The following is a 17,134-nucleotide window of genomic DNA, read 5'->3' on the forward strand; positions in this document are numbered from 1 at the left end:
CAGGGTCCCGCGCCCGGATCGGATATTCCCTGCCCCCGCAAACGTGCCCCTTAGGGAACCCCACTCCGACCTGCTCCCCGCCCGGCGCCGAACGCGTCCGGCCAGCCGAAGCAGCTTCCATTTGTTTCACCAAAGGTATTAGTGAAACACTTGTTGCAAGGTCATCGGTTCCGGCTAGACTGGCACGATGTCGGACGCCCCCATAGCCGAAAGGCTGCTCGCCATCTTCGACGACCTGCCGGCCCAGCACCGGGTCGCGGCCCGCTGGCTGCTTGACCATCCGGACGACGTCGCCCTTTTATCCATGCGCGAGCAGGCAAAGCGGGTCGGCGTGCCGCCTGCGACCATGACGCGGCTGGCCCAGCGGCTCGGATACGAGGGCTTCGACGAGCTGAAGGAGGTCTATGTCGCGTCCCTGCGCGGGCGCTCGGACCATTTCGCCGGCCGGACCGAGAAGCTGCTGCAGCGCCGCGCGCTCGACGGCGATGCCGCCTTCACGTCGGACCTGCTGGCGGGATTGGCCGGGCACCTGAAACTCCTGTCCAGCCTCGATACCCTGACGGCGGTCGCGAAGGCTGCCGATATCGTCGTGGAGCGGGATCGGCTCTTCTGCATCGGCGCACGGTCGAGCTTTTCCAGCGCTCATCTGGGGGCCTATCTCCTCTCGCTTATCGGGGAGCGGACGATCCTCGTCGACGGGGCCGGTGCGATCGGGCTCGACACATTGCGCGACATCGGCCCCCGCGATGCGCTGCTTGCGCTCACCATCGCGCCTTATACGCGCGTCACCGTCGAGGCCGTTGCTTTCGCCCGAGAGCGCGGAGCGAGCATCATCGCCATCACCGACAGCACTGTCTCGCCCATTGCGCGCCAGGCCACGGCGACGATCGTCGTTCCGACGAGCACACCCTCGTTCCTGCAGACGGTCGTGCCGGCCCTGATCGTCGTCGAATGCATCGCGGCGCTCGTTGCGGCCCGGCGCGGCAAGAAGGCCGTCTCGGCCATCGCGGCGGCCGAGGCCCATCTGGAGCGCTTCGGCTCCTACTACACGGACAAGACAAGCAAAGGACAGACATCGTGACGAAAGACCGGCCCGACGGCGCAAGAACGCGCATTCTGCACCGGCAGATCGCCGGGAGCGACCGGCTCCCCATCGCGGTTTCGGGCCGCGGCATCGAGATCGTCGACAGCACGGGCAAGGCCTATATCGATGCCTCGGGCGGCGCGGCAGTATCGTGCCTGGGACACGGGCACCCGCGCGTCAACGAGGCTCTCAAAGCCCAGATCGACCGTCTGGCCTATGCGCACACGTCGTTCTTCACGACCGAGGTTGCCGAGGAACTAGCCGACCACCTGGTTGCCCATGCGCCCGCGGGTCTCGACCACGTCTATTACGTGTCGGGCGGCTCGGAGGCCATGGAGGCCGCGCTGAAGATGGCGCGGCAGTACTTCATCGAGAAGGGCGAGCCCGGCCGCGTCAACTTCATCGGCCGGCGTCAGAGCTATCACGGCAACACGCTCGGAGTCCTGGCGGTCGGCGGCAATCTCTGGCGCAGGCAGCAATTCGCGCCGATGCTCTTCGACAGTCACCACGTCTCGCCACCCTACGCCTACCGCGACCAACGCTCCGACGAAACCGCGGAAGAATACGGCGAGCGGCTCGTTGCGGAGTTCGAGGCGAAACTGACGGAGCTTGGGCCCGAAACGGTCATCGCCTTCGTGGCCGAGACGGTCGGCGGAGCCACCCAGGGCTGCACCACCGCACCGCCCGGCTATTTCAAGCGCATGCGGGAGATCTGCGACCGTCACGGCATCCTGCTCATCCTCGACGAGGTGATGTGCGGGATGGGCCGCACCGGCACCCTGCATGCCTGCGAGCAGGAGGGGATCTCGCCCGACCTGATGGCCATCGCCAAGGGGCTCGGCGGCGGCTACCAGCCGATCGGGGCGGTTCTCTTGAGCGAGCGGATCTTCGCGGCCTTCCGGGACGGGAGCGGCTTCTTCCAGCACGGCCACACCTATCTCGCCCATCCGCTCGCCTGTGCGGCAGCGCTCGCCGTGCAGAAGACCATTCAGGAGGAGGAACTCCTCGCCAATGTCCGCAAGCAATCCGCCCATCTCGAACGCCGCCTCAAGGAACGGTTCGGCAATCATCACCATGTGGGCGACATTCGCGGCCGCGGCCTGTTCTGGGCCATCGAATACGTGACGGACCGGGGAACGAAGGACCCCTTCGACCCGGCCCTCAAGCTCAATGCCCGCGTCAAGCGCGAAGCCCTGGCGCGGGGTCTGGCATGCTACGCCATGCCCGGAACGATCGACGGCAAGACCGGCGATCACAACATGCTGGCGCCGCCTTTCATCTGCACCGGCCAGGACATCGACACCATCGTCGAGCGCCTGGGCGATGCGGTGGATGCGGCCATCCAGTCCATCGCCTAACCGGCAATAACGGCATTCAACCAGAGGGGAAAAAACCATGAATGCGAAACTTGCAGGCCTCCTTGCCCTGGGGCTCTCCGTCGGGCTGTCCGTGCCCGCCGAAGCCCAGCAGAAATTCGCGACCATCGGCACCGGCGGCGTGACCGGCGTCTATTATGCGGTCGGCGGTTCCATCTGCCGGCTGCTCAACAAGGATCGCGCGAAGACCGGCATCCGCTGCTCGACGGAATCGACCGGCGGCTCGGTCTTCAACGTGAATGCCATCCGCTCGGGCGAGCAGGAATTCGGCATGACCCAGTCGGACGTGCAGTTCAATGCCGTCAACGGTCTCGCTCAGTTCAAGGATACGGGCGCCGACAAGGACCTGCGGGCGGTCTTCTCGGTGCACCCGGAACCGTTCACGGTGCTCGCGCGCAAGGAGGCGGGCGTCGAGAAGTTCGCGGACTTCAAGGGCAAGCGCCTCAATGTCGGCAATCCCGGTTCCGGAACGCTCGCGTCGATGGAGGAGCTTCTCAAGGAACTCGGCTGGAGCAAGGCCGATTTCTCCCTGGCGGCGGAATTGAAGGCGGACGAGCAGGGCACCGCGCTCTGCGACAACAAGATCGATGGGTTCTTCTACGGCGTCGGCCACCCGTCCGCCGCGATCCAGGATCCGACCACCGCCTGCGGCGCGAAGCTCGTTTCCCTGCAGGGCCCGGCCGTCGACAAGCTCGTGAAGGAGAAGCCCTACTACGCCAAGGCGACGATTCCGGGCGGCATGTATGCCAACAACCCCAACCCGACCGAGACTTATGGCGTGGTGGCGACCCTCGTCTCCTCGGCGAAGGTCCCGGACGACGCCGTCTATGCGCTCGTCAGGTCCGTCTTCGAGAATTTCGAGGAGTTCAAGAAGCTGCACCCTGCCTTCGCCAATCTCGACCCCAAGGCGATGGTGAAGAACGGGCTCTCGGCGCCGCTGCATCCGGGCGCCGTCAAGTACTACAAGGAAAAGGGCTGGATGTAAGCCACGGCGAGGGGCGGGCCGCGTGAGCGCGGCCCGCCTTTTCTTCTTCAAGGGGGAACTGCGATGACGCGCATGCACGAAAGCGCCACGGCAACACGCGCCGAGCTGGAAGACATGGTGGCGGAGGCCGATACCGGGGGCCGTAAGCCGAAAGGGATGACCCGGATCTTCATCTTCTGGACGGCCGTCGCATGGTCGCTGTTCCAGGTCTGGTATGCGTCACCCATCCCGTTCATCATCAGGGCCGGCGTCTTCAACGATTCCGAGGCTCGCGCCATCCACCTGGCCTTCGCGATGACGCTCGCGTTCCTGACCTTCCCGCGCGGGAAGGCGTCGCCGCGTTCCTATGTTCCTGTCTACGATTGGGTCCTGGCGGCGCTCGGCGCAGCCTCGGCGCTCTATCTCTTCTTCTTCTACCGTGAACTCGCCCAGCGCCCCGGCCTTCCAACCACCCTCGACATCGTGGTCGCCGTCACGGGCATCCTCGTTCTGCTGGAGGCAGCAAGGCGCGCGGTCGGCCCGGCGCTTGCGGTCATCGCCGCCCTCATGCTGGCCTATATCTTTGCCGGCCCCTGGCTCGGCGGCCTTTTCGCCCATCGCGGCGCCTCCCTGGGGCGGGCCGCCTCCCAGATGTGGCTCACCTCGGAAGGCGTGTTCGGCGTGGCGATCGGCGTCTCGACCAGCTTCATCTTCCTTTACGTGCTGTTCGGCACGCTGCTCGAAAAGGCTGGCGCGGGCCATTACTTCATCCAGCTCGCCTATTCGCTGCTCGGGCATTACCGCGGCGGACCGGCCAAGGCGGGCGTCGTCGCCTCGGGCATGACCGGGATGATCTCCGGCTCATCCATCGCCAACACGGTGACGACCGGCACCTTCACGATTCCGCTGATGAAGCGGGTCGGCTATCCGGCCGTGAAGGCCGGCGCCATTGAATGCGCGGCCGGCGTGAACGGCCAGCTCATGCCGCCCGTCATGGGCGCCGCCGCCTTCCTGATCGCCGAATATGTCGGCATCTCCTATGCCGAGGTGGTGAAGCACGCCTTCATCCCGGCGCTGCTGACCTATGGCGCCCTGTTCTACATCGTCGACATCGAGGCGATGAAGATGGGCCTCGTCGGCGGCACGCGCGTCCAGCGGCATCCCCTGTCGCAGCGCCTCGTCAAGGCGCTCGCGACCTGGTGCGGCCTCATCATCCTGGCGGGAATCGTGTATTTCGCGCTCGGCGCCGTAAAGACGGCCTTCGGAACCGGCGCCCCCTGGGTGACGGGAATTGGGCTCACGGCCGCCTATGTCGGGCTCCTTTGGAACAAGGCCCGGCATCCGGACCTGCCGGAGGACGACCCGGCGGCCGCCACGATGGCGGTGCCGGATTTCTACGAGACCGCCCGGACGGGCCTTCACTACCTGATCCCCGTCGTGGTGCTGATCTGGTGCCTGCTGGTTGAGGAGATGTCTCCCGGCCTAGCGGCCTTCTGGGGCACCATGACGCTGGTCTTCGTCGTCCTGACCCAGCGGCCCATCGTCGTCTGGTTCCGTGGCCACGGCGATGTGGGCGAGGGGCTGCGACGCGGCATCCGGGAGTGCATCGACGCGCTGGAGGCAGCGGCCCGCAACATGACGGGTGTCGGCATCGCGACCGCGGCCGCCGGCATCATCGTAGGCACCGTCGCGCTAACCGGCATCGGTCTCGTGATGACCGAGATCGTGGAGGCACTTTCGGGCGGCAACCTCATCATCATGCTGCTGCTGACGGCTGGCATCTGCCTTGTTCTCGGCATGGGCATGCCGACGACCGCGAGCTATGTGGTTGTCGCGACGTTGATGGCACCGGTTCTGATCGAGGTCTCGGCCCAGAACGATCTCGCGGTGCCGCTCGTCGCAGTCCACCTCTTCGTCTTCTATTTCGGCCTGATGGCGGACGTGACGCCTCCTGTCGGACTTGCGGCCTATGCGGCTGCGGCGATCTCGGGCGCGGATCCCGTAAAGACCGGCATCCAGGGCTTCAAATACGAGATCCGGACGGGACTTCTGCCCTTCATCTTCATCTTCAATGCGGAGCTCCTCCTCATCGACATCCGAAGCTGGTGGCAATTCACGCTCGTGCTCGTCTGCGCGACCATCGGCATGGCCTGCTTCGTGGCCGCGAGCCAGAACTGGCTGCTCGTCCGCAACAGGCTGTGGGAGACGCTGGCGCTGATCCTCATCTGCTTCACGCTGTTCCGCCCGCATTTCTGGCTCAACATGCTCGAGCCCGCCTATGAACCCAAGGGGCCCGACGCGATCGCTACCTATGTGGACACGATCCCGAGGGACGGTACGCTGCGCTTGCGAGTCCTCAGCCAGAGCCGCGCCGGTGACGACGTCGAGAAGCTGGTCCGACTTAGCCTGCGAGCCGAGGGAACGCCCGAACAGCGGCTCGGCGAGGCAGGCCTTATCCTGGCAAAGCAGGGCGACGACATGATCGTGCGCTCCGCGAAACTCGGCAGCGAGGCGGCGCAATACGGGCTTCAACCCGGCGACACGGTCAAGTCCGTTCTCGTTCCCACCGAACGGTCGAGTCCCTATTGGGCGACCCTGCCGGCCCTGGCCCTGCTCGGCCTGATCATCGTCCTGCAGCGCGGTCGCCGGAGGGCGGCCGCATGAGGATCGCGCTCATTCATGCGCTCCGGCACTCGCCGCCGCCGATCGAGGAGGCGTTCCGGCGGCTCTGGCCCGAGCCGACCCTCATGAACCTCCTCGACGATTCGCTGTCGGCGGATCTCGCGCCGGACGGCGCTCTCACGCCGGCCATGACGGAGCGTTTCCTGCAGCTCGGGCGCTATGCGCGCGATACGGGCGCCGACGGGATCCTCTTCACCTGCTCGGCCTTCGGGCCGTGCATCGACGCCGTGAAGGAGGATCTGCCGGGCATTCCCGTGCTCAAGCCGAACGAAGCCATGATCGAGGAGGCTTGCGCGGCAGGATCCCGCATCGCGCTCCTCGCCAGTTTCGCTCCAACGCTCGTCTCGATGCCTCCCGAGTTTCCGCCTGGCGTGACGCTCGTGCCGAGACTGGTCGAAGGCGCGCTCGCGGCTCTCGACCGCGGCGACGGCACCACCCATGATCGCCTCGCAGCCGAAGAAGCCGCGAGGCTCGGCGAATGCGACGTGGTCGCACTCGCCCAGTTCAGTCTTGCGCGTGCGGCCGGTGCGGTCGCGGCGGCATGCGGCCGGCCGGTGTTCACGACCCCCGACAGTGCAGTCCGGAAGCTGCGGGCACTCCTTGCGTGAAAGAGCGCCGGCCCCTCCCTGAACGACGGAGGGCGCGCCACTGGCGCGCCCTCATCAGGCAAGAGATCGATGGGTCGGGATCAGTACGTCCCGAAGCGCCAGACGAAGTTGCCCTTGACGGTATGCTCCTGCGCCCGTGCGCCGATCTGCCCGGCATAGCTGACCCCTAAGCTGATCGCCTCCGAGGCCCGCCAGTCGAGACCCGCCTCGGCCACCAAGGCGTCCCGGTCGACCGGCACGCCCGCCACCGTGAACGGGCTTGCTCCGCCCGCAAAGGCCAGCAGCGCCTCGGGCGCTACATCGCCATAGGCATGCCGCCAGCCGAGCAGGCCGCTCAGCGTCAGCGGCACCGTCTCGCTCAAGCGCGCCTCGGCCCTTAACCCCACGGTCGTGGTGCCGAGATCATAGGTCCGCCCGAACCCGGTCAGCGCGGCAGCCCCGCCCTGCTCCTGGAAGCCGTCGGTCGACAGCCGCAGCACGGACGCGCCGACAAACGGCTCGAGCGCCAGCGCGCCGAAGCCGAGCCGGTAGCCAAGCTCGCCGAAGGCCTGCAGGGTCGAACCGTCATAGGAGGCTTTGACCGCATCGGCATAGCCCGGGAACGTGATGGTGCGGCTCAAGTCGATGTCGTGGCGGGCATAGGCCGCGCCGAGGCGCAGGGTGAGGGCGCCCCATTGGCCGGAGCCATAGAGGGCACCGAACACGCTCTCGTTGGAGCCGGAGGAGAGGCGGGCATCGACATCGAGCGCGGTGCGCAGATAGCCGCCGGCAAGGCCAAGGCGCCAGCCGTCGGTGACCTGAGCATCGGCGCCGATCAGGAAGCCGCCGGTGGAGGTGTCGAGCGAAGCGGCATTGCGGTCGGAGCGGGTTTTGCCCCAGGCCCCGAAGCCTTCCCCCCACAGGGCATAGCGCGGGGCGATGGGAGCGGGCGTGACCGCGACCGGGGCCACGGCTTGGCCGGGCCGGTCGGCCGCGAAGGCGGCGCCGTAGGCGCCTTGGGCGAGCAGCGGCAGGGACGTGAGCGGCTGGCGCAGGCGGGTGAGGAGGGTGGTCTGGATCAGCCCGGCCTGGGCATAGCCCGCCGTTACGGCCGAGCCGTGCGCCTCGCCCGAGAGGAGGTCGATGGCGCGGTCCACGGAGGCCGCGTCGAGCCGAAGGATCGCATCGTCCAGCTTGCTATCGGTCCTGATGAGCGCGTCGATGGCGGCCGCCACGTCCTTCCGCTCCGGAGACGTCTCCGCATCGGCGAGTGGCACCGCATTGCGCTCGAAGGTGACCGTGACGCTGTCGCCCACGTAACGCAACCGGGGGTCCAGGAAGGCCGACACGCTGTTGGTGCGCAGGGTCCCGAAGACGCCCGTCGCACCGCCCGCGGAGTTGACGATCTCGAGCGGCGTGCCGATCGGCGCCAAGCCGTCCGCGAGGACCAGGTCGAGGGCGCCGCCCTCCAGGGTCGTCGTGCCGCCGACCACGAGCCGGTCGTGATTTCCGCTTGCATTGGCATCGACCCGATAGGTCGAGCTCGACAGCAGGGTGGCATCGCCCGTGACCGTCAGGGTGCCGAAGGTGCCGGCAACGGCCGAACCCGGCTCCAGGGTACCCGCAAGGGAGAGCGGAGCCTGGATCGTGCCCGTTCCCCGCAGGGTTCCGGAGGTCCCGACCGTCATGAACGAGGCGACCGAGCCCGTGAGGGTGAGTGCGCCGCCCAGCACCTCGGTGCCGCCCTCATAGGTGTTGGCACCGGTGAGGAGGAGGTTGCCGTCTCCACGCTTGATGAGACCGCCGGTGCCCACGATGTCGTTGGACCAGGTGGAATCGTAGCCTTTCGTGTTCACGTCGAAGACCTGAGCGAAGCCCTCGGCCCCGAACTCCTTCGGACCCCTGACGGCCCGACCGAGATTGAGGAGGCCGCGGCCATAGATTTCCGCCGGACCGATATCGTCCGTCGTGGTCAGCATGACTTCGATGATCTGGCGCGCCGTCATGTACGGGAAGGCTTCCCGCAACACGGCCGCGCTGCCCGCCACGACGGGCGCCGCCATGGAGGTGCCGACCATGGGCTCGTAGGTGCTGAACGGATAGGTCGAAAGGATCTCGTAGGTGTTCCGATCCTGCCCGGCCCGGGCGTGGTCACCGCCCGGCGCCGCCAGACACCATAGGAAGGTCACGCCGCAGCGGTTGCTGTAGCTCGCAATCTTATTGTTGCGGTCGGTCGCGACGACCGCGATCACGCTTCCCTGGAGATCGGAGAAGTCGAGCTGGCCGAAATAGGGATCGTTGGGGTCCGCATAAACATAGGTCGCCGGATCGAGGATGCTCTCGCCGCCCGTAAGGAATTTATAGGCGCCGGCCCGCGTGTTGCTCGGGGTGATGAAGGGCAGGAAGGCAATCCCGTCGGGGCTTCCGGCGGAAATCGGCTGATCCCCATAGGCGTTGCCTGCCGAGAAGACCAACACGATGTCCGCATCCGCCGCAGCCTTGGCGGCCTTGTATTCGGCCTCGAGACCTCCGCCGTAGACGATCTTGTCCGGCATGACTTCGTGATAGGGGTTCCGGCTGTAGCCGCTGGGCGAAGCGGGATCCTTGATCCACAGGGGCGGAAGGGCATTGGGGCCGTAGCTGCCATTGAGGACCTTGGCGCCGGACTGGGCCGCATAATAGAGCGCCGAATTCGACGGGTCGTGGATACCGTCATTGGCAACCTCGATGGCCCTCAAGGGCATGAGCGTCGCGTTATAGGCCACGCCCTGGGTGCCGACGCCATTGCGTGCCGCACCGATGATGCCGCCCACATGGGTGCCGTGTCCGGCGATCTGGCCGTCCGGCTCGAGGTCGGTCATGAAGCCGATCGGCTCATCCATCGCAAAGGAGCGGAAGAACGGTGAGATTCGGCCCGAAAACTCCGGATGGTCCATGTCGAGGCCCGTATCGACGATGGCGACCGTTACGCCCTTCCCCGTGTAGCCCAGCGCATAGGCCTCGGACGCATGGATCTTCCCGAGGAACCAGGAGCGCTGGTACTCGTCCGTCTCGAAGGAGGCGGCACTGGCGGACGAAGAGATTTCTGACGCGAGCGGAACATTCAAGAACGTCGGGACGCGGGTGCCCGGGTAGTCGGCCGCGAAGGCGTTCGGCAGGCCAGCGAGAAGCCCGGCCGTCGCAGTACCGGCCATGAGGCCGGCGACGAGCAGGCGCGTCGAAACAGAGCGGCGCAAAGCGCGCCTCAATACGGAAGAAGTCATCGTGCCCCCAAAGCATCCGTGCGGGCAGCCTTCCACGGCTGTCCACTTTAGGAGCGAAGACTTAAGAATTAAGGCCTGAGCGTCCAGCAGTTTCCTTTGCGGAATTCGTCCTTCCTGACGAGTGTTACCGAGCGGCAACTATAGATCGCTCAGATGGTGTTCCGTTATTACCTAAAGGAAATTTTGTTATAGCCTCGACTGATCAGCGGGTGACGACCACACTTTTGATATTGACGAATTCGTGGATCCCGAAGTCGGAGCACTCGCGTCCATAGCCGCTGTCCTTGACGCCCCCGAAGGGCATCCGCGGATCGGAGCGCACGTTGCCGTTCACGAAACTCATGCCGGATTCCAGCTCCTCCGCGGCGATCCTCTCGCCTCGCGCGGGATCCCGTGTGAGGACACCGGAGCCGAGGCCGAACCGGGCCTCATTGGCGATGCGGATCGCGTCCGCCTCGTCCTTGGCCTCGATGACGGCCGCCACGGGGCCGAACACCTCCTCGTCATGGGCCGGCATGCCGGGGCGCACATCGGTCAGCACGGTCGGCGGGTACCAGGCCCCGGGACGATCCGGGATCGTGCCGCCTGTGAGAAGCCGTGCACCGCGCTCCACGCTGCGGCGAACCTGCTCATGGATCTGGTCGCGCGCCTTGACGCTTTCCATAGGCCCCAGCTTCGAGCCCGGATCGCGCGGGTCGCCCATGAGGTAGGTTTCCATTTCGGCCGCGAGAGCGCGCTCGAAAGCTTCCCGCACCTGGCGCACGGCGATGAAGCGCTTCCCGGCAATGCAGCTCTGCCCGCCATTGACCATCCGGGCCGTGGCGCAGACCTTCGCGGCCTGGGCGATATCCGCATCCTCGAGCACCAGATAGGCGTCCGAGCCGCCGAGCTCGAGCACGCTCTTCTTGAGCGCAGCCCCCGCCGCGGCGGCCACCTCCCGGCCCGCTTCCACGCTCCCCGTGAGCGTCACGGCCGCGATGCTCGGGTCGTCGATGAGGGCTTTGACCTGGGCGCTGGGGATCAGGAGGGTGCGGAACACGTTCTCCGGAAAGCCCGCCTCGCGGAAGACGCTCTCGATGGCAAGCGCGCAGCCCGGGACGTTGCTGGCATGTTTCAGGACGGCCGTGTTGCCGGCCATCAGAGTCGGTGCCGCGAAGCGGAAGACCTGCCAGAACGGGAAATTCCATGGCATCACGGCCAGGACGGTTCCCAGCGGGTTGAAGGTCACGAAGGCCCGGCTCCCGTCGAGATCGACAGGCCGGCGGGCGAGGAAGGCCTCCGCATTGTCGGCGAAATAATCGCAGTTGAAGGCGCATTTCTCGACTTCCGCCCGCCCGTCCGCGAGGAGCTTGCCCATTTCGGACGTCATGATCTCAGCGAAGTCCGCCTGGCGGCGGCGCAGGACGGCGGCAGCCTCCTTCATGAGGCGCGCGCGCTCGGGAAAGGGCGTCCGGCGCCATTCCCCGAACGCGGCGCGCACCTGGCGGGCGATGGCCAGCGCTTCGTCAGGCGTATGGCCCTCATAGCTGCGGCCCGGTCTGCCGGTGGCAGGATCGAGCGTCTCGAAGCGGGGCTTGCCGGTAGCGGCAGGGCGTCGGTCGGTCAGGGAGCTCTCGGCCATGGGACATCCTTTCGGGGAGGCGGCTCCTCGTCATGATGAACGAGCCGCCCCGTCTCCAAAAGCCCGGCGCCCGAACCCGGTTCCGTGCCGGGCTGCCCATTGTCCGCTTCGTGTTCCCGGCCTGAGCGTCAATGGGCCATGAGGAGCGGCATCTCGGTTCGTTCGAGCATATCCCGGCTCGTGCCGCCGAGGATCCATTCGCGCGCCCGCGAGTGGCCATAGCCTCCCATGACGATGAGGTCGGCAGACATGCGTCGTGCCTGGTCGAGAATCACTTCGCTCACCGCCCGACCGTTGCTCGGAACGAGATTGACTTCGACTTCCGTGCCGTAGCGCTCCAGGTGCCGCGCGATGTCGAGATCGAGCGTCGGCTTCCCTCCGGCATCCTCCGGGTCGACCACCAGCACGCAGGTGCGGGCCGCCTTCGCGATCAGGGGGGCGGCCTCCGCAATCGCCCGCGCGGTCTCGCGCGTCTCGCGCCAGGCGACGAGAACGCGCCGGATCGCCTCGGCCGGCTTGCGCCCCGGCGGGACGATGTAGACGCCGCGTCCGCTTCCGAAGAGCACCGATTCGAAAAGGTCGTCCCAGGCCGACGATCCGTTGCCGTCATAGGGCCTTTGCGCCACGAACAGGTCGGACCGGCGGGCTTCGGAGACGGCCTGTTTCATCAGCTGGCCGGGTGTGCCATCGAGCCGGCGAATCTCGTTGGGAACGGACAGGCGCATGAAGCGCTCCGCGAGGCGCTGCTGCGTCCGGTCTCCACTACGCCGGGCCTCCTCGTCGAGCTCGGCAAGCACTTCGGCCGCCGCCGCGCCGCCGTCCATGGGCGTCATCAGGGCGAAGTCGGGAAGCGTGTTTGTAAAGAGGCCCGTGATGCGGGCTTCGCTGGCGGAAGCAATCGCCTCCGCATGAGCCAACCGCAGCTCGTCGTCGTCGCCTCCGTCCAGATGAACCAGTACGTCTTTGATCATGATGCTCTCCCTGCTTCCTCCGTCGAGGAGGACTGCGCTCGCGGCCTTTCGAACGCATTTCATGTCGGTCGTGGCATATTGTCCTTGATTTTGCGCAATGTCCTCTGTCGTTTCCGCGGCAGATCAGTCTTCCAAGGCGCTCTCAAGGGTGAAAAGCTCCTGGGGACGCTTGACGCCACGCAGCGCGTATCGTCCCACGGAAACGAACGCCCTGCGGTCCTCGTCCTGGGCGGCTGCTTGAAAGGCCGAGGAGACGAGGACGCTTCGCTCCACCGAATGGCACAGAGCGGCAATCCGGCTCGTTTCATTCACGGCAGGCCCCACGACCGTAAAATCGAGGCGCTCCCGGCTCCCGATATTGCCATAGAAAACCTCGCCCACATGAAGGCCTAGATATGCTTCGGTCGTGGGAAGCCCTCGCGCGCCGCGGTCCCGGTTGAGCTCCTTGATCCGTCGGCGCATGGCCTCCTCGGCCGCGAGGGCCTGCCGGCAGGCGAGGCTCTGGTCCTTCGTCTTGAAGATGGCCAGCGTGCCGTCGCCGATGAGCTTGAGCACGTCTCCTCCGGCCTCATGGATGGAGGAAATGATCGCTTCCGAATAATCGTTGAGGAACGGGATGATCTCGTCGGGCGCTGAGGTGTCGGCGATGTGCGTGAATCCGTGCAGGTCGCTGAACCACAGAACGGCCTGGATGCGGTCCGTGACGCCCCGCGCGATGCGCCCGTTCAGGACGCGCCGCCCGGCATCACGGCCGAGATAGGTCTCCACCAGCGTCTCGGCGATCCGCGTGAGCGAGCTGCATTTCATGGCGAGCGCCAGGGAGGGGACGAGCCGGCGCAAGGTCTCGATCTCGCCATCCGAAAAGCCCTGCGGTACGGCAGTCGTCCAGGACGAGAAGATGCAATCCATCTCGCCAATGGCGCCCTGCGCGGAGAATCGCTGCATGAGAGCCACGTAGTCGGTCTGTCCCTCCCGGTGCAGATCGTCGAGAATCGCGAAATCGCAGGGGTGATCGGGCCCGATCCTGCGGCGGAGGATCTCTTGATCCTCCTGGTAGAGATGGAAATAGGGGCTGCGCCGCCAGCGCTCCTCCGCCTGCGTCCCCTCGACGAGGCGCCCGTATTCCGAGATCGGCTCGAACTCCGCATCGTGGACCCAGCGGAAGATCCGTCCTTCGAGGACCGGATGGAGCGTGTCGATGCCCATATTGGCGCGCGCGACCGGCAGGCCGGCCTCGACGAGACGGCTGCAGAAGCCGCGCATCAGCTCCGTTTCGGCCATGCCGGCGAGGCCCGCTCCGGTGACCCATTCCACGATGCGCGTCGCCTGGGCAGCATCCATGGAAACCTCCTTGGGAAGGGTGGGGCGGAATCGGCCGCATCATGGCCGGGGGGCAGGACGGATATCAAGCGGCGCGGCTTTCTCCTCTTCAGGACTCCTGCTGCTGCGCTGGTGCTTCCACCTTCGACGGGAGCGGGAACAGGGTCACGAAGCGCTCCGCGAGGGCGCGGTCGCCCTCGATTCCAAGCTCGCCCTTCGCCTCGAGGGCCGAGAGGGGTATGCCTGCATACACGGCGGCCGCTACGACAGGGGCAGGGCCCGTGACGATCAGATCCGCTCCGTCCACGGGGCCGCGGCGGATGTCGATCCGCCCTTCCGCCAGATGAGCCAGATAGGTCTCCTCTCCGATACGAAAACCGATCCGCGCATCGATTCCGGCTGCCCTCTCCGGATCGAGCATCGTGCGGAAGGACAGCATCAGCGAAACGGCGCTGAAAGGCAGGGTCGGATCGTGATGGGGGGAGCGGGCCGCCCAGCGGCCGAGCACCTGGAAGATCGGCTCGCTCTCATATCCCCAAGGCGTAAGCTCGTAGACCTGCGTCGCAGCCGGTGGGGGAAGCCTGCGTTTGACGACAATGCCGGCGGCCTCCAGCCCTTCGAGGCGCTGGGTCAGCACATTGGCGCTGATGCCCGGCAGGTTGGCCCGCAAGTCGCTGAAGCGCCGCGGGCCCATCATGAGTTCCCGAATGACCAGAAGCGCCCAGCGCTCGCCTACCAGATCGAGCGCATGGGCCGTCGCGCATGCATCGTCGTAATGACGACGGGCAGGCGGCTTCGGATTATTGGTTACTTTTTCTAACTTCATAGTTGCTTTTTATAACTAGATGCGGCATGGATGTCAAACCGGATGAACGGAGGAACCCATGTCCAGGCTGATTTTCGTAAACCTTCCCGTAGCCGATCTCGAGCGCGCAACCGCCTTCTATGAGGCTGTGGGCGCGACGAAGAACGCTCAGTTTTCCGACCATACGGCGTCCTGCATGGTTCTCTCCGAGACGATCCACGTGATGCTGCTGACCCACGACAAGTTCCGCCAGTTCACGCCCAAGGCCATTGCGGACGCGAAGACAACGAGCGAGGTGCTCATCTGCCTGTCGGCGGAAAGCCGTGAGGCTGTCGACGCAACAATCGACAAGGCGGGCGCGAGCGGCGGGCGCATGGATCCTGGCCCGAAGCAGGATTACGGCTTCATGTACGGCCGCAGCTTCGAGGACCTCGACGGTCATATGTGGGAAGTGATGTGGATGGACCTGGAAGCCGCCATGGCGGCCCAATCGGAAATGGCGCCGGCCTGACACACATTCGGAAACCGGACACACGGAACATTGCCATGAATGCACATGCGACCATCCAAGGGCCTCCCCTTCACGAGCTGTCCATTACCCGCACGATCGATGCCCCGCCCGAGACCGTTTACCGCGTCTGGACGCAACGGCTCGGCGAATGGTGGGCGCCTCGGCCTTATGCAACCCCCGTGGTCGAGCTCGACCTCAGGCCCGGCGGCCGCGGTCTCATGGTCATGGAAGCGCCCGACGGCACGCGATTTCCCAACGAGGGTGTTTTCCTGGACATCGTGCCCAACCGTCAGATCGTGTTCACCAATGCGTTCACGGCCGGATGGGTGCCGCAGGACCCCTTCATGGTCGTGATCATCACGTTCGAGCCGGAAGGATCCGGAACCCGCTATACGGCGCGCGTGCGCCATTGGAGCGAGGAGGCCCTCAGGCGCCACGAGGCGATGGGCTTCCAGGAAGGTTGGAGCATCGTGGCGGGTCAGCTCGCCGAGCTCGCCGAGAACGAGCGAATCGCTGCGTCTGCCTGAAAAGCAGGACGGCCGCACCGAGGGCTTGGATGCCCCGATGCGGCCGTCATCACGTTTCGATCCCGACTGTCCGGCTCCATGCCGGATTGGCCGGGATGCAAAGCAGCTGGCTCGTGTGGAAGCCTTATGACTTCTTCCCGCTGGCGTCGAACTGCTTGAGATAGGCGATCAGGTCGTCGATCTTCTTGTCGTCCTTCAGACCGGCATAGATCATCTTGGTGCCCGGGACCTTGGCCTTCGGGTCCTTGATGTATTCGCGGAAGGTCGCCTCGTCCCAGGTCAGGCCGGAGTTCTTGTTGGCGGCCGAATAGTTGTAGCCCTCCACGGAGCCGGCCTTACGGCCGATGACACCGTTGAGTTCCGGGCCGACGGCGTTCTTGGCAGTCTCGCCGATCTGATGGCAGGCTTTGCATGGAGCGAAGACCTTTTCGCCTGCAGCTGCGTCCTGAGCATTGGCCGCCATGGGGCTGAAAGCCAGGACGAGGGGGACGAGAACGACGAAACGCATAATGGCTTCCTCTCTTTGAAGGGTATGAGCGGGATCTAGAACCCCGACACCCGGTTTGTAGCGCTTTCCGGGACAGGGCTGCAACATGGACGCGTCAATCCGGTTCGGATTCGCGATGCCCATCCTGCCGTCAACTCATCAGATACCTGATTGGATCCGCGCCAAAGCCGGTTACTGGGATGAGGCTCTTCTGTTCTCGTCCGGCGGGAGGATCATCATTCCGGATATGGGCTCGATCCAAACCATCTGATCCGTCACCGATTTCACGCCGGGAACGTTTTCGGCAATGACGCGGGCGGCCGTCCGCTCCCGTTCGTCGAAGATCGATCCGGCGAGTTCGACGACACCGTCTCGGACTTCGACCTGGACGAATCCGCAGCCCCAGTTCTGTTTGGCGAATTCCGCCAGGATGGCGGAGCGGATCTGCTCGTCGCCGACCGCTCCCGGGGCCGCCGTCGGAAGAGCCTTCGCCAAGGCTCGCAGAACGTCGGAGCGGGTCACCACGCCGACCAATCGTCCATCATCGACCACAGGAACCCGCTTGATGCGGTAACGGCTCATCGCCTCGATGACGTCGTCGAGGGGCGCATCGCGCCGGATCGTCACGACATTCGTCGACATGACCTCATCCACCTTGCGGCCATGAGTGCGGACATATTCGTCGGCGATCCTGCCGGGACCAATCAAAAACTCCAGCCATCGCGGCCGCTTGCGCTCGGTACCGAGTTCGCCCCGGCGCAGGAGGTCCCCTTCGCTGATCACGCCGCGGAGCCGGCCGTCCCGCTCCACAACCGGGAGGCCGCTGATCCGATGCGTAAGCATGAGTTTGGCCGCGTCGCCGATCGAGGTCGAGGGCTCGACGCTGATGACCGGAGCGGTCATGACATCCTCAACAATCATCGTCCATCTCCTGAG

General features: G+C 65.7%; 14 protein-coding genes. 7 read left to right on the forward strand and 7 right to left on the reverse strand.

Going from position 1 to position 17,134, the window contains the following annotated elements:
* The first annotated feature begins 187 nt into the window (after positions 1 to 187).
* The 5 genes from C4E04_RS00445 (at position 188) to C4E04_RS00465 (ending at position 6,714) form a co-directional block, all read left to right on the forward strand.
* Positions 188 to 1,081 (forward strand): MurR/RpiR family transcriptional regulator, encoded by an 894-nt coding sequence (locus C4E04_RS00445; protein WP_109593904.1) that lies wholly within the window; start codon positions 188 to 190, stop codon positions 1,079 to 1,081.
* Positions 1,078 to 2,442 (forward strand): aspartate aminotransferase family protein, encoded by a 1,365-nt coding sequence (locus tag C4E04_RS00450; RefSeq protein WP_174219236.1) that lies wholly within the window; start codon positions 1,078 to 1,080, stop codon positions 2,440 to 2,442. Before C4E04_RS00445 ends, C4E04_RS00450 begins: the two co-directional genes overlap by 4 nt.
* A 37-nt stretch (positions 2,443 to 2,479) precedes the next feature.
* Positions 2,480 to 3,445, forward strand: a complete 966-nt coding sequence (locus tag C4E04_RS00455; protein ID WP_109593909.1) for a TAXI family TRAP transporter solute-binding subunit — start codon at positions 2,480 to 2,482, stop codon at positions 3,443 to 3,445.
* A 63-nt stretch (positions 3,446 to 3,508) separates the two neighbouring features.
* A complete protein-coding gene (locus C4E04_RS00460) occupies positions 3,509 to 6,088 on the forward strand; it encodes a TRAP transporter permease (protein WP_109593911.1) in 2,580 nt (859 codons plus the stop codon).
* Positions 6,085 to 6,714 carry an aspartate/glutamate racemase family protein gene (locus C4E04_RS00465; protein WP_109593913.1) on the forward strand — a complete coding sequence of 210 codons (630 nt, stop codon included), beginning with the start codon at positions 6,085 to 6,087 and terminating at the stop codon, positions 6,712 to 6,714. The genes C4E04_RS00460 and C4E04_RS00465 overlap by 4 nt, the downstream gene beginning before the upstream one ends.
* Positions 6,715 to 6,794: 80 nt before the next feature.
* On the opposite strand, the gene C4E04_RS00470 is transcribed toward C4E04_RS00465, so the two are convergent.
* The 5 genes from C4E04_RS00470 to C4E04_RS00490 all read right to left on the reverse strand — a co-directional run bounded on the left by C4E04_RS00470 (position 6,795) and on the right by C4E04_RS00490 (position 14,694).
* Entirely contained in the window at positions 6,795 to 9,929 is a 3,135-nt protein-coding gene (locus tag C4E04_RS00470; protein ID WP_162559222.1) for an autotransporter serine protease, read from the reverse strand.
* A 229-nt stretch (positions 9,930 to 10,158) separates the two neighbouring features.
* Entirely contained in the window at positions 10,159 to 11,577 is a 1,419-nt protein-coding gene (locus C4E04_RS00475; protein WP_109593917.1) for an NAD-dependent succinate-semialdehyde dehydrogenase, read from the reverse strand.
* A gap of 128 nt (positions 11,578 to 11,705) precedes the next feature.
* Positions 11,706 to 12,548 carry a universal stress protein gene (locus C4E04_RS00480; RefSeq protein WP_109593919.1) on the reverse strand — a complete coding sequence of 281 codons (843 nt, stop codon included), beginning with the start codon at positions 12,546 to 12,548 and terminating at the stop codon, positions 11,706 to 11,708.
* A 123-nt stretch (positions 12,549 to 12,671) separates the two neighbouring features.
* Complete coding sequence (locus C4E04_RS00485; protein WP_109593921.1) at positions 12,672 to 13,889, reverse strand: adenylate/guanylate cyclase domain-containing protein; 1,218 nt, start codon at positions 13,887 to 13,889, stop codon at positions 12,672 to 12,674.
* 88 nt (positions 13,890 to 13,977) lie between these two features.
* Positions 13,978 to 14,694, reverse strand: a complete 717-nt coding sequence (locus C4E04_RS00490; RefSeq protein ID WP_109593923.1) for a helix-turn-helix domain-containing protein — start codon at positions 14,692 to 14,694, stop codon at positions 13,978 to 13,980.
* Between the two features lie 58 nt (positions 14,695 to 14,752).
* On the opposite strand from C4E04_RS00490, the gene C4E04_RS00495 reads away from it, so the two are divergent.
* The gene (locus C4E04_RS00495; protein WP_109593926.1) at positions 14,753 to 15,184 is read left to right on the forward strand and encodes a VOC family protein; all 432 of its coding nucleotides are present in this window, start codon (positions 14,753 to 14,755) and stop codon (positions 15,182 to 15,184) included.
* Positions 15,185 to 15,219: 35 nt separating this feature from the next.
* Positions 15,220 to 15,711 carry an SRPBCC family protein gene (locus C4E04_RS00500; protein WP_109593928.1) on the forward strand — a complete coding sequence of 164 codons (492 nt, stop codon included), beginning with the start codon at positions 15,220 to 15,222 and terminating at the stop codon, positions 15,709 to 15,711.
* Between the two features lie 124 nt (positions 15,712 to 15,835).
* Here the strand turns inward: C4E04_RS00500 and C4E04_RS00505 are convergent, their stop codons facing one another.
* Both C4E04_RS00505 and C4E04_RS00510 read right to left on the reverse strand, forming a co-directional pair.
* The gene (locus tag C4E04_RS00505) at positions 15,836 to 16,174 is read right to left on the reverse strand and encodes a cytochrome c family protein (protein WP_245416372.1); all 339 of its coding nucleotides are present in this window, start codon (positions 16,172 to 16,174) and stop codon (positions 15,836 to 15,838) included.
* 216 nt (positions 16,175 to 16,390) lie between these two features.
* Positions 16,391 to 17,119, reverse strand: coding sequence for a CBS domain-containing protein (locus tag C4E04_RS00510; RefSeq protein ID WP_109593932.1), 729 nt, complete (start codon positions 17,117 to 17,119; stop codon positions 16,391 to 16,393).
* Positions 17,120 to 17,134: the final 15 nt, after the last annotated feature.

The organism is Microvirga sp. 17 mud 1-3 (assembly GCF_003151255.1).
Lineage (GTDB): Bacteria > Pseudomonadota > Alphaproteobacteria > Rhizobiales > Beijerinckiaceae > Microvirga.